Genomic DNA, 13,438 nt, shown 5'->3' on the forward strand with positions numbered 1-13,438 from the left:
ATAATGAATATCTTATGTATTAATATTTATTTGGCATTCCTGCTTTTTCAAAAATGGAAAAATACAAACTAAGAACTATATCTTTTTGATTCACAAAGATTTAAATGCTAAAAAAAGAGGATTCATCTTCCTATTAAAGATGTGAAAATTAATTCAGCATAAATAGTATCTTTGCTCCGAATTTGCTGAAACAAAATTTTATGAACCTTCAAGATATTCCAAAAATAAAGCACCATAATGCTAACAATTTTTTTCTTTTATGTGGCCCTTGCGCTATTGAAAGCGAAGACATGGCACTTCTTATTGCTGAAAAGGTAGTTTCTATTACTAATAAACTAGAAATACCCTATGTTTTTAAAGGCAGTTTTAAAAAAGCAAACCGAAGTAGAATTGATAGCTTTACAGGAATAGGTGATGAAAAAGCACTTAAAATTTTGCAGAAAGTGTCCAACACTTTTGACATCCCGACGGTAACTGATATCCATGAGATTTCTGACGCAGCACTAGCGGCTCAATATGTAGATGTGCTCCAAATTCCTGCATTTTTGGTTAGACAAACCGATTTGGTAGTGGCTGCAGCAGAAACCGGAAAAGTGGTTAACTTGAAAAAAGGCCAATTTATGAGTCCTGAATCTATGAAACATGCGGTTCAAAAAGTTAAGGACACGGGTAGTGACAAAGCTTGGATAACCGATAGAGGAACCATGTTTGGTTATCAAGATATGATTGTAGATTTTAGAGGTATACCAACCATGAGACAATATGCCCCTACGGTTTTAGATGTTACTCACTCATTACAGCAACCCAATCAAAGTGCTGGTGTAACCGGCGGAAGACCCGATATGATAGAAACCATTGCTAGGGCCGGTATTGTAAACCATGTTGATGGCTTATTCATTGAAACGCATTTTGATCCAGCAAATGCAAAAAGTGATGGCGCTAATATGCTCCACTTGGATAATTTAGAATCATTACTCACTAACCTTGTGGCTATTAGAAAAGTGGTTGAATCGCTTAAAAATTCATAAAAATTCAGTTACGTTTTTTTACAGGAATGCATATTATTTACGTCTAACGTATTCCTGTAAAGAAAAAAGCATTTAAATGACTGTCAATACGTTTTATTAACCTCCCATCCTTTTGCTTAACAAGATGCCGGTTTTAAATTAAATACAGAGGAGAAATCCTTAAAGTTTTAAATTTTCAAAAAAAAACCGTTTGGCTAAGAATCTCAACTTAGTATCTCAAAATGTTTCCGTAAGTATTTAACAGTGAATTTTTTTTAGGGACAATCATATGTGTGATTGGGCTAATTTATTCTAATCCAATCCTTTAATATTGCTACTTCAAACCAAACATTAAAAAATCATGGAAAATCAATTGGAAATTATTGCAAACCAAGTCACACAGTACTTACCTAATATTTTGGGTGCTTTAGCTGTATTGTTAATTGGATGGCTCATTGCTAAAGGTATTAAACGTCTTATTACAAAACTACTTAAAAAAACCAGTTGGGACGAACGGGTTTTAGGGAAAACCAATATTGAAAATACCAATTCATTTATTGGAAATATTGTGTACTACATTCTCATGATAATCACTATGCTTATAGTCCTAGAAATATTGGGAGTAGACCAAGTGTTAGATCCTTTAAAGAATATGGTTAACAAATTCTTATTGTTTATTCCAGATTTAATTGGCGCTATTTTAATTGGTTTTATAGGTTATTTACTAGCCAAGTTTGTATCTAAACTTGTGACGCTAGGAGGTGGCATTTTAGATAATATTGTTGATAAGACCAGTTTTAAGGATACCGATAAACTTGTTAATATTGCACAAAAAGTCGTCTTTATAATCATTTTTGTGCCTTTTCTTATTCAAGCCTTTAATGCGCTAAAGCTTGATGCTATTTCAGAACCCGCCAATGCTATTTTATACAACTTTACAGATATGTTAGGGCAGATTTTTGTTGCTGCTGCTATTATCATCGTATTTGTTTGGGGTGGAAAATATTTAGCAAGTTTTCTTAAAGATTTATTTGCGAGCATGCAATTAGACCGTGTAGCGGAAAAAATCAATATTCAAAATATGATTGGTGCGAATCAATCCTTATCCAAATTATTAGCAAATTTGATTTATTTCTTTTTAGTATTCTTTGGTATTATTACGGCAGTAGAGATTTTAGGTTTAGATAGACTCACAGTAACACTAAACGAAATCCTGGATTTAACAGGGCAGATTTTATTCGGGTTGGTGATATTAGCCATTGGTAACTACATTTCTACCATTATTTATGACACCATGTCTAAATCGCAAAACAACAAGTTTATTGCTTCGATTGTTCGTGTAGCATCTATGGCTTTATTTATAGCTATTGCATTGAGAACTATGGGTATAGCGAATGAAATTGTTGAATTGGCCTTTGGGCTCATATTAGGTGCTATCGCTGTAGCCGTTGCCTTAAGTTATGGCCTTGGCGGACGCGAAGCAGCTGGAGAACACTTCAAACAAATTATTGGTAAACTCCGAAATAACAATGATCCAACATCTAGTAGCGATACTAAAACTCTAAACAATCCAAACGATAGGATTTAGTATTGAACTCATTATCTAATGTAAAAAAACAAGGCCTCGATTAAAATCGAGGCCTTGTTTTTTTATCCTTTAGTGTTTCTAATAGTGTAGGTCTCCTTAATAACAGCAAGAAGCACTTCTTCATTAATATCCTCAATAGTCCTGTAGCGTAAAGATTTTACCACTTTCCTGCCATCAGAAATAAGGTACTCTTGAAAGCGTTTTAAATCCGTTACATTCCAAAAGCCGAGATCTACGTAATCTTTAGTCTGATTTAAATAGCAAAATGGACGTTTATCTATGTAAAAAAAGGGCACATTCCATTTAAATAGTAAATTGGCATTTGGTACTGCCTTCTCAATAAGAAATTGCACATGTATTAAAATAGATTTAAACGGTTCTGGTTTGTTTAAAATATAAAGTTCTGCAGGTTTCAATTTTTATTTATTCTTTACCATCCACATAATCTTGTAAATAAGAAAATCGCTCAGTTAATGTCCCGTTTTCAGTTATTTTGGCGCGTTCTAATATGCCGTGTTTATCACTGTTGAAAAACGCTGGAATAACATGCTGCAAAAATTGGTCTCCAAAACCTTCGCTGGCATCTTGCGGAAGCTCACACGGTAAATTATCGACTGCCATAACTACAATAGCATTCTCGGTCTTATAGTCAATTTCGGTTTCAGTTTGTGGGTCATACCCATAAATAGGGTTTTCAATGGTTGATGCTCGCAGTGTTGTAGCAACTGGTCCGTCGACATCGCAACTTACATCGGCAACAACTGTAATATTAAAATCATTCGATCTCACATCATCCCTAGTATATAAATAAGGGGATCCATCGCCATAAAAATGACCGGCAATATAATAATCGGTCACTTTTGAAAAACGCATAAAATTGGATACGTAATCTTGTGGGTTATTGAAGAAGTCTGTGTTATCAATAACTTTTTCATCCTTTCGTCTGTTGTAATCAAGCACGTCTATTTTGCAATATACAGGTTCGTTAAATGTTTTACCTAAATAATCTTCAACCGAAACACATTTTATATTCATGGCATCCAACATTTCTTGTGCGCCATTGGACACTTTTCCGTTTCCGGTTAATAAAATTTTTATATTCGGTAATTGTAGATTATTTAACTCGGCTATCAGCGCTTGCTGGTTTGGTAGCGGTCCTGCTTTTGGCAGATTCCACGTGTTATATTTTAATCCCCAAGCACGGAATCCGTTATACGCACCAACAATACCTGCATAACGACCAAAACCTATTAAACGATATCCTTTTTCGCTAACAATAGTTTCATGGTCATAGAGTTCTATCTTTTTCTTTAAAACAGCTTGTAACAGTTTTCTGTTATAAGGCTGTTTTTTTATGGTATGCGAGAAAAAAAAGTACTTCTTATTTGGAATTAAAGCGTTAATTGGCACTTCTTTTACACCAATCATGACATCGCAATCGGAAATATCATTAGTGACTTCAAAACCTGCATTTTTGTATGCTTCATCTGGAAATACACGAATATCTGACGATTCTACTATAAATGTTGCTTCTGGAAATTGTTTTTTTGCTTCAGCTAACTTGGTTGGTGAAAATACAACGCGTCTATCCGGTGGATTTTTGCGTTCTTTTATAAGGCAAAACTTCATATTAATTTTTATGCTTTTTTTGTTTCTAGCTGGCCAACTGACAGTTAGACATTTTGGTATAAATTTTGCACTAAAATACACGGATTTGCATGGTTATACAAACTTTTTGATACCTTTGCTATCCGCGTTAAGGATTGAGGCATTGTTGGAGCTCTTTTTTGTTTTTCTCAAAAAAAGCGACTGCCGAAAGCCTGACCCGCTTTTGCCATTAAAAGCAAAAGGGAGTAACGCCCAATTAAAAATTACTTTTTTATTAATAATGGGGTCGACTGGTTTTGACAGCGAGATTAATTAAATTGTAAGCACGTCGTGTAATGGCATTGATACACGTAAAAGGCTAGACCAACTTTTAAACGGCGAGAATAACTACGCTTTAGCTGCATAATCTGAATTTATAGTAAGATTAGCCTAGGTACACAAGGTGTACAAGCTTTATGTCTCCGGAAAGCCTTGATTGACGGCGTTCCATTTTGAGGCATCGTAAATGTCAATATAGATTGAGTAGCGCTTTGATGCTCTTTTGAAACTAAAGAAGATAAGTTATAAGTGGGTTGTCTTTAACCAGCTTATAATCGAAAACCCAAGAAAAGAATAAACGTGTAGAAAGCTCTTTTGTTACTTGTTTGGACGAGAGTTCGATTCTCTCCGACTCCACTTATTGGGTATCAAAACCCATCAAAAACCCTGTAAATTTATGATTTACAGGGTTTTATGTTTTATTTGATATCAAATGATATCATTTAAAACCATCTCAATCGAGACCAATTCGGTGACCCCTTTTCGATTTTTAAAATAGGTCTCGCTAGGCACAATATTTTACTCATTTCCAGCTATTTACAAAAAAACGCATTAGGTTTTTAAGTTCTAATTTACTACCTTTTTAGGACTTTAGCGAGACCTAAAATTTGTATAATTATGAAAACAGACTTTTCTATCCATTTTCATCTTGTCAATTCAAAGATAAATAGTAGAGGATTAGCACCCATTTATTTACGATTAACAGTTGACAATAAACGCATTGAATATAGTATTAGCAGAAGGATTGATCCAAAATTTTGGAGTACTAAATCCCAAAAAGTTATGGGTACAAATCGTGAGGCTGTCGAAATTAATAACCACATTGATAATCTAAAACATAAGCTATATAAAATTCATCAAAGATGCATGGACGAGAATAATTTGATATCTGCTAGGTCTATGATGAATCTTTTAAAAGGTGGTGGAAAGAAAATTAGATTTATTCTTGAAGTATTCAAAGAACATAATGAAAGAACCGATTTATTAGCAGGAAAAGATATATCTGTTAGCACCGCAAAACGTTATTGGACTTGTTACGACCATGTGAAACAATTTATAGAAGAAGAATATCGATTAGAAGATTACAAATTAAAAGATATTGACTATCGCTTTATCACCAAATTTGAGTTCTTTTTAAAAACGACTAGAAAGTGCAATCATAATTCTGCATTGAAATATATTAATAATTTCAAAAAGATAATTCGCATTGCTTTAGCCAATCAATGGATGGACAGAGATCCGTTTTATAATTACAAAGTCCAATTTGAAGCTGTAGAACGTGAATATCTGACTGCTGAAGAAATAGAAACACTTTACACTAAAGAATTACATTTTGATAGGCTGAAAGTGGTTAGAGACATGTTTGTATTTTCTTGCTACACGGGTCTTGCCTATTCTGATGTTGAGAAACTTTCAAAATCAGATATAACTATTGGTATTGATGGCAAGCAGTGGATAAATATTAAACGTACCAAAACAAATACTCGAAGTAGTATCCCTCTGTTACCCATAGCGAAAGAGATTTTAAATCGTTATGCTTATGATCCACAAGTGCTAAAAAGTGAGCGTTTAATACCTGTGTTTAGTAACCAGAAATCTAATGCCTATTTAAAAGAAATAGCGATGCTATGTGGCATTACAAAACCGCTAACAACACATTTGGCACGTCATACTTTTGCAACTACTGTTACTTTAACTAATGGAGTTCCTATAGAAACAGTTAGTAAAATGCTTGGTCATAAATCGTTGAGAACCACTCAGCATTATGCAAAAATAGTCGATCGTAAAGTTAGTGATGATATGAATATACTTGAAGAGAAACTGAAAACCCAGAGAAAAGACCGAAAAGAAAACCAATAATACATTCAATTTTAAAGCTGAAATTTATAGTGCTTTTAACCCTAATTAGTTTTGCTATCAAATGATTCATTTTGCGATATGATTGGAACATGATCAAAATTGGTACAAGTACTGAACAAGTAGTGGACAAGCTCTGGACAAGCAATGAACAAGCATTGGTATGTATATATAAACATTAACAAACAAAAGAAAACATTTATAAACTAAGCTAACAAAAATTTAAAATTATTTTTTTTATTTCAAAAAACTCTAAATTATTTATCTAGTTTATAATTACAACTCAGAATCAAAAATAAGGTAATTTACAAATGATTTAACCAATTATCTCATCATTCTGGGTAACTACATTGTCGAGGCTTTAAAAAATGATTTTAAAGCCCTTAAAATTAACAAATTTATAGTGTTTCTAGGCGTTCATAGCATTTGATGCTAATTGATTTAATTTGATATCTGCTTTCAATTATTTAAATCCTCGCTATCATTTTTAAAATCAGATTCACTTTTTTCTTTAAATCGCACATTAACTTCTTTATTCAATCTTTCTTTCTCTAACTCCTCAAAACTTTTCGCAAGAATTAATTTTTGCTTTGGCTCAGATCCTTCAAAAAGAGATTGCAACATTGCCAATGTCGGTTTGGTTTGATTCTTTTCTATATCTTTTATAATGGCAATGAGCGCATTGATTCTCTTCTTAATCCGATTTTCAGTTTGCATTAAATTTGGTTTCAAATCATCTTCTGGATAAAGTTCATTACGTTCAAAAAACTCCACCATCAAAAGTAAAGTCATTGAGTTTGATTTTGAAATTGATTTAGAATATTTTCTAAATTTTTTTATCACAGTACTCTTGATGCTCAGGCTTTCAAACCGTTCTTTTTCATAACCTTTATCCATTTTTACGTTAAATTTTTACTGATTTCACTGGGCTGCGAGCATTTTTACGCTAAAAATGATTTCTAAACTAGTTTTTAATTACGCATAAAACACTAATAATCAATAAGTTGAAAAATAGTAACATCGCGTAGCGTGTTACCCTCTTGCTATACATTTTTTTTCGATAAATCTTCAAAAAATCTATACTTCCACTTAAGATAATTTACTAGTCAAATGAAACACTAGAATTATCAGAATTTAAGAAGCTATAATTGTAACTCTTGAATTGTTTTGACTTAATTCAACTTTTGATTGCATTATCAATATCATCATTTACTTATTATATCTTGAGCGTTTTCCTTTTTCTTGTTAGAAGAGTCTTTAAAAAAAATAACAGCTAAGAAATAGCATATAGTTTTTCCTATTTCATTTACTTCCCATAGCGCCATCGCTGTTACCTTTTTTTGTTGCTTGGCGCTGTTCAATATTCAGGTTTGTGTAGACATATAAAAAGTGCGAGGCACGAGCCTGGTTATGCTGTCGTTCAAAGCTGAATGTTGTTATTTTGCTGTCGAAAAAAGTAACGACATGGGCTGGTAAAGTGAATTAATGTCTAATTGAAATTTAAAATATTGGGAAGTGGAACCAAATGAAAACTTGGAACCTTTAAGCAATATTAAAGTCAAGCACAGTAATTAGGAGGCTATCGATATCTAACCAGTGCACAGTGATACGATTTAAAAGCATTGATGATTTGTAAAAGAAACTAGAATTTCATCATCCGATGGAACACTTAAATCTTTAAAATAATAATTACCTTTGAGATTAAATACAGATTAGATAAAATATAAATATGCCATTACCAATAAATATTAATGAACTTATTCATGGGCGAACAGTAGAATGGGAACGGATAGAACTTAAAGAAGGCTGGAATCCTAAAAAGGTCATTCATTCCGTATGTGCTTATGCTAATGATTTTAACGATTGGGGTGGCGGTTATATCGTAATTGGATTTGAAGAGGAAAAAGGGATGCCTAAATTTCCTCCAAAAGGTGTATCGGCAGCCCAAGTTGATAATATTCAAAAAGAACTTTTGAATCTATGTAGAACTAAAATAACACCTTCATTTGTACCACTTTTAGAACCTTATGATATTGATGGTAGAATGATTCTTGTAATTTGGGTTCCAGCAGGATATGAAAAGCCCTATAAAGCAGCTACTCATTTAGGAGATGGTGCTCCGCAGAGAGTTTATATCAAAAAATTATCAAATACAGTCCTTGCAAACGATATTGAAGAGCGTCAATTATCCGAAAACGCTGCAAGAATTCCATTTATTGAAAGAAGAAATAATCAAGCTTCATTAAAAGATTTCGATAGAGGATTAATAACAGAGTATCTTGAGACAATCAATAGTAGTCTCGCTGAAGATTCTAAAGTTATGCCAATTGAAGAGTTAGCCAGGAAGTTAAGAATTGCATCAGGTCCAGATGAGGCGATGCTTCCACAGAATTTAGGATTACTCTTTTTTAATAAAGAGCCTGAGCAATTTTTCTATAAAGCAAGAATTGAAATTGTCATCTTTTCTGACAATGACGGTGCAGGAGATTTTATTGAAAAAATATTTTCAGGACCATTACATAAGCAAATTAGTAATGCATTAGAATTTTTAAATACTAATGTAATTAAAGAGAAAGTAGAAAAAATATCTACTCAAGCGGAAGCCTTAAGGTTTTATAATTTTCCATATGATGCAATAGAAGAAGCTTTGGTAAATGCAGTATATCATAAATCTTATCAAGACCAAGAACCGGTAGAAGTTAGAGTTTACCCTGATAGACTTCATATTCTAAATTACCCCGGACCATTGCCTCCTATTAATAAGGATTCGATGTCTAAAGGAAGATTTAATGCTAGAAGATATAGGAATTCCAGAATGGGAGACTTCTTGAAAGAATTAAGATTAGCTGAAACTAGAGGAACTGGAGTGCCAAAAATATTAAAATCGATAAGAGATAATCAATCTCCTAAACCAATATTCGATACGGATGAAGAACGAACGTATTTTGAAATTACTTTTCCAATTCATAAGTCATTTATTAGAAAGGAAAAATTAAATCTTTCAACTAAAGATATTAGTATACTTAAATTCTGTGTAGAACCAAAATCAAGAAGAGAGATTCTAGAGGACTTATTAAAAGTGTCTAATAGAACTGAGAATTACAAAACGAATGTAAAACATTTAGTTGATGATGGTCTTATTGAATTGACAAATACAGAATCTTTAACAGACCCTAATCAGTCCTATTTTACTTCTGAAGAAGGAAAGATACAGTTAATTATTATGTAAAAAATGTATGAGCTCTGTATGAGTAGTGTATGAGCTCTAAATTTCACTAGAATGTAGAACCCCTATATATTGAGGGTTTCCGTAATGTTAACTAAAATATCAATGATAAATACTGTATGAGTTAGTGTATGAGCTCTACTTTGAATTATGGATATCCTTATAAAATTAAGTTTGCTATACCTCCTTTTGAATAATGTAAATTGAAGCACTTCTTATTAATTGAAGTTCTACTCCAGCGAACTTTAGTCTGAAATTTGTGCTGATAATGACGTGTTCCATTCCAGTGTGAACGGAATGGGTTAACAAATGAAAGGTTCACATTTTAGACTAATGTTCAAGACCTTTGTAATGAAGTGCTTTTCCCGAAATGAAGTATATACGGAATGTAGTGGGAATGGGCTACAATGGGGTTTATTGCTTTCCCAGTTATAATTCTTTTGACAATTGTAAATTTCTATTGTATCATAATTATCCCATTGAGCTTCTATTAATATATTATCTATTAACCACCGAATGGATTACTTAAATATACAGAATTATGAGATTGAAAGAAAAAAATATCAATTACTTATTTTCGCAGAAAACAGAGGTAACATAGCCTAGTATCCCGTGATGAATAATTATTCCGTAAAAATATGTCCATTAAAAAATTAACTTTTTTTATCAACATATTTTATAACATAACTATCATCAATTTTATTTCCATACTTCCTTTCAACCAACTTAAAAAATTCTGATAGCCTGACTCCCCTATTGAAACAAATAATATTTAAAGTATGCAAAGGAATATTGTACCCATCTTCTTCCACTATTTTCTCTACGGTATGATAATGAATTCCATAAAGTCTTCCATACTCTCTTAACTTATCCTTTTTTGCATCAATAAACCATTCCTCCTTCATGTATCTACATACATACTTATCCACAAGAAATACTTTCTTGGGTCTTTGATCGGTTTTATATGACGATTTTTCAGCTGACATTATAGACAAAGGAAATTATTAAATTAATTATTCTTGAGCACGATACTGCTCAATATGAATAATTTTTATATATTTGTTTTAATAACATATATTTGCGACTCTTCAAATTAAAATATTGAAGTATTCGCTTTGAATTTCGTCTTAGAAAACTGGTAATTTAATAGGAACGAAACGATAAGTAAGATGCTCACGTCTATCGGCGTGGGCTCACTTATTGTTCCTCGGTATACCAGTACCTCTAAGGCAATAAGCTGAGTTCCACGCCTTTTTTTGTAGAAAAGGGGCATCCTTCTCAACCTTTTTCAAAGCTATCTTCTCTTTATAAACTGTAAGATCTCGCATCAGCTATTTAATATCAATCAAATTTAATTATGGTGGAAGCTATCACCAATTTAAACGAGGTCTGCTATGCCACACAGTAATTTTAAATTATTAAAAAATGACGATCCCTCTGCTTTAGAACAGATTCATTCTGAATACAGCAGAAGTATCTTTTGGGTCGGTAAGCAAATGATTAATGATCATTTTGTTATAGAATCCTTAGTACAAGATACTTTTTTAAAATTATGGGTTCATAGGGACAGGATAGAATCGCCTAAGCATATTTTCTATTTCTTAAGGTTTGTGATGAAAAGAGAATGTATTTCATACTATAGTAAACCTAAAAATAAGTTCTTTAGGAACGTTCATTCGTTAGAAGATTACGACAATTACCAAGATTATATGGTGGGGTATGATCCCGTAAATGCGTCTGAAAATCTGAAAGACCAGGAATCGGAACAAAAAAACTTCAACCGAATCAAAAGTGTATTACCTCTATTGAACGCTGAAAGAAGGCATTTAATTGATCTCTGTTTAAAATATGGTTTTCAATATAAGGCTATTGCCAAGGTTATGGGAACAAGTATTAATGAAACCAGTAATGAAGTGAAACGAGCCATTGAGGATATTAAAACAATTATTAATCAAGGAAGCGCGCTTGAAACTGAACAAAAGTCCGCTGTTGAAATTAAGGTTCAAGGTGTTATAACCAAGGAACAAGCAAGAGTATTAAAGCTCCGATGTGAAAAGAAATATTCCTTTACGTCCATTGCTACAGAACTTAATTTATCAAAAAAGAAAGTTCACAATGAATTTATAATAGCGTATAAACTCATGCAGCAATTAGAATCCGCTTGATATGGAAAAGCCTACACTCAAACTAACCCGAAAGGTTCAGATATTGGTCGACCTTCCTAGCCAAGAAGAACGCAAGGAAGCCTTGGACAAACTTTATCAGTGGCAAAACCGATGTTATAGAGCTGCTAACCTTATTGTTTCCCATTTGTATGTACAGGAAAATATCAAGGATTTTTTTTATTTGTCAGAGGGAATAAAGTATAAATTGGCTGATGAAAAAAAAGATGAGTACGGCATCTTGCAACGCTCCCGAATCAATACTACTTATCGCGTTGTATCGAATCGCTTTAAGGGTGAAATCCCTACAAATATATTGTCCAGTTTGAATAATACCTTAATCACTTCTTTTAAGAAAAACAGCTCAGAATACTGGAAAGGGGAACGTTCCCTTAAAAACTTTAGGAGGGATATGGCTTTTCCATTTAGTTTGGAGGGCATAAGCGGGTTATCTTATAATGACGAGAAAAGGGCTTTTTGCTTTCGTTTATTTCAAATTCCTTTTAAGACCTACTTAGGAAAGGACTATACCGACAAAAGAATACTATTGGAGCGCGTAATAAAGGGAGAAACCAAGCTTTGTACTTCCCATATTAAATTGAAAGATGGTAAAATATTCTGGCTACCAGTTTTTGAAATTGAAAAAGAAAAACAATCCTTAAAACCAGAAGTGATAGCTGAGGCATCTCTGTCTATTGAATACCCCATTATAGTGAAAACCATTAATGCCAGACTTACCATTGGCACTAGGGAAGAGTTTCTATATAGAAGGTTGGCTATACAAGCAGCTCTTAAAAGGGCACAGATAGGGGCTTCCTATTCTAAATCAGGAAAAGGGCGTAAACGAAAACTAAAAGCAGTGGACAAGCATCGCAAAGCCGAAAGTAATTATGTTTCACATCGTGTTCATGTATACAGCAGAAGGTTAATCGATTTTTGCATTAAACATCGGGCTGGAACACTAATTCTATTAAATCAGGAAGACAAGATTAGGATAGCTAAAGAAGAGGAGTTTGTATTAAGAAACTGGAGCTATTATGAGTTAATAACCAAAATAAAATACAAGGCTGAGAAAGCAGGTATTGAAATTATTATAGATTAGCCAATTTGGCTACGAGGGTGCTTGTACACCCGCAAGGTGAGGCCTGTAATCGCACTCACTGAATGTGAACAGCATATACAACGCGTGGGCTCTCTTATTTTGATCTCTCTTAATTATTCCTATTCCTAATGGATTACTTTATTATATCAAATATTAATAACACCTTTCAATACGCTCCCGTAAACTTATGAAGAGCGCACTGAAAGGAAATCTTTTTTAAGCCTTAAAAAATTGTTTTTGGTTTGTTATCCTGTTAGACATAAGTTAAATTATAGTACATTTTTGATTATGGATTATCCTGAGGATGATTCATAATTAAAATAGAGATTAGCAGTATTTTGATATTTGTTGAATGATAGCTATAATGTAGTATTATGTAAAATATCCCAGAAAGTATTGTTTTCATAAGAAACCTTAGTACTTGGGTCATTAATCTTTATCGAATAGCTTATCGTATAATTTTAATATTCTGTACAATTGTTCAAGTTTTTTTAAATAAGCGATTCACGAGAAACATCACGTTTACAAATTTGTACTATAATTTGCCGTTATGTAAAATTGCCGGTGCCA

General features: G+C 32.8%; 10 protein-coding genes and 1 other RNA gene. 7 read left to right on the plus strand and 4 right to left on the minus strand.

Annotated elements, in window-relative coordinates:
• Positions 1-200: 200 nt before the first annotated feature.
• Together kdsA and FAF07_RS03460 are read left to right on the plus strand one after the other, a co-directional pair.
• Positions 201-1,028, plus strand: a complete 828-nt coding sequence (gene kdsA, locus FAF07_RS03455) for a 3-deoxy-8-phosphooctulonate synthase (protein WP_142783797.1) — start codon at positions 201-203, stop codon at positions 1,026-1,028.
• Positions 1,029-1,368: 340 nt separating this feature from the next.
• A complete protein-coding gene (locus tag FAF07_RS03460) occupies positions 1,369-2,595 on the plus strand; it encodes a mechanosensitive ion channel (protein ID WP_142783798.1) in 1,227 nt (408 codons plus the stop codon).
• Between the two features lie 62 nt (positions 2,596-2,657).
• On the opposite strand, the gene FAF07_RS03465 is transcribed toward FAF07_RS03460, so the two are convergent.
• A complete protein-coding gene (locus tag FAF07_RS03465; protein ID WP_142783799.1) occupies positions 2,658-3,011 on the minus strand; it encodes a DUF1801 domain-containing protein in 354 nt (117 codons plus the stop codon).
• Between the two features lie 7 nt (positions 3,012-3,018).
• Positions 3,019-4,224 (minus strand): NAD(P)-dependent oxidoreductase, encoded by a 1,206-nt coding sequence (locus FAF07_RS03470; protein ID WP_142783800.1) that lies wholly within the window; start codon positions 4,222-4,224, stop codon positions 3,019-3,021.
• Between the two features lie 261 nt (positions 4,225-4,485).
• On the opposite strand from FAF07_RS03470, the gene ssrA reads away from it, so the two are divergent.
• Both ssrA and FAF07_RS03480 read left to right on the plus strand, forming a co-directional pair.
• Positions 4,486-4,881: a transfer-messenger RNA gene (gene ssrA / locus FAF07_RS03475) on the plus strand.
• 258 nt (positions 4,882-5,139) lie between these two features.
• A complete protein-coding gene (locus FAF07_RS03480; protein WP_142783801.1) occupies positions 5,140-6,381 on the plus strand; it encodes a site-specific integrase in 1,242 nt (413 codons plus the stop codon).
• A gap of 456 nt (positions 6,382-6,837) precedes the next feature.
• Here FAF07_RS03480 and FAF07_RS03485 read toward each other — a convergent pair whose 3' ends face one another.
• Positions 6,838-7,275, minus strand: coding sequence for a BfmA/BtgA family mobilization protein (locus tag FAF07_RS03485; RefSeq protein ID WP_142783802.1), 438 nt, complete (start codon positions 7,273-7,275; stop codon positions 6,838-6,840).
• 832 nt (positions 7,276-8,107) lie between these two features.
• On the opposite strand from FAF07_RS03485, the gene FAF07_RS03490 reads away from it, so the two are divergent.
• Positions 8,108-9,607: an ATP-binding protein gene (locus tag FAF07_RS03490; protein WP_142783803.1), complete on the plus strand. Its 1,500-nt coding sequence runs from the start codon at positions 8,108-8,110 to the stop codon at positions 9,605-9,607.
• 650 nt (positions 9,608-10,257) lie between these two features.
• On the opposite strand, the gene FAF07_RS03495 is transcribed toward FAF07_RS03490, so the two are convergent.
• Positions 10,258-10,590, minus strand: a complete 333-nt coding sequence (locus FAF07_RS03495) for a hypothetical protein (RefSeq protein WP_142783804.1) — start codon at positions 10,588-10,590, stop codon at positions 10,258-10,260.
• 408 nt (positions 10,591-10,998) lie between these two features.
• Between FAF07_RS03495 and FAF07_RS03500 the strand changes: the two genes are divergently transcribed.
• Together FAF07_RS03500 and FAF07_RS03505 are read left to right on the plus strand one after the other, a co-directional pair.
• Positions 10,999-11,769, plus strand: coding sequence for an RNA polymerase sigma factor (locus FAF07_RS03500; RefSeq protein ID WP_142783805.1), 771 nt, complete (start codon positions 10,999-11,001; stop codon positions 11,767-11,769).
• A gap of 1 nt (position 11,770) precedes the next feature.
• Complete coding sequence (locus tag FAF07_RS03505; protein ID WP_142783806.1) at positions 11,771-12,868, plus strand: hypothetical protein; 1,098 nt, start codon at positions 11,771-11,773, stop codon at positions 12,866-12,868.
• The last annotated feature ends 570 nt before the right edge of the window (positions 12,869-13,438 follow it).

It is taken from the genome of Changchengzhania lutea (assembly GCF_006974145.1).
Taxonomy (GTDB): domain Bacteria; phylum Bacteroidota; class Bacteroidia; order Flavobacteriales; family Flavobacteriaceae; genus Changchengzhania; species Changchengzhania lutea.

Coding starts and splice junctions, on each gene's coding strand:
- kdsA (WP_142783797.1), top strand. CDS start 201: ATGAACCTTCAAGATATTCCAAAAATAAAGCACCATAATGCTAACAAT.
- FAF07_RS03460 (WP_142783798.1), top strand. CDS start 1,369: ATGGAAAATCAATTGGAAATTATTGCAAACCAAGTCACACAGTACTTA.
- FAF07_RS03470 (WP_142783800.1), bottom strand. CDS start 4,224: ATGAAGTTTTGCCTTATAAAAGAACGCAAAAATCCACCGGATAGACGC.
- FAF07_RS03480 (WP_142783801.1), top strand. CDS start 5,140: ATGAAAACAGACTTTTCTATCCATTTTCATCTTGTCAATTCAAAGATA.
- FAF07_RS03485 (WP_142783802.1), bottom strand. CDS start 7,275: ATGGATAAAGGTTATGAAAAAGAACGGTTTGAAAGCCTGAGCATCAAG.
- FAF07_RS03490 (WP_142783803.1), top strand. CDS start 8,108: ATGCCATTACCAATAAATATTAATGAACTTATTCATGGGCGAACAGTA.
- FAF07_RS03495 (WP_142783804.1), bottom strand. CDS start 10,590: ATGTCAGCTGAAAAATCGTCATATAAAACCGATCAAAGACCCAAGAAA.
- FAF07_RS03500 (WP_142783805.1), top strand. CDS start 10,999: ATGCCACACAGTAATTTTAAATTATTAAAAAATGACGATCCCTCTGCT.
- FAF07_RS03505 (WP_142783806.1), top strand. CDS start 11,771: ATGGAAAAGCCTACACTCAAACTAACCCGAAAGGTTCAGATATTGGTC.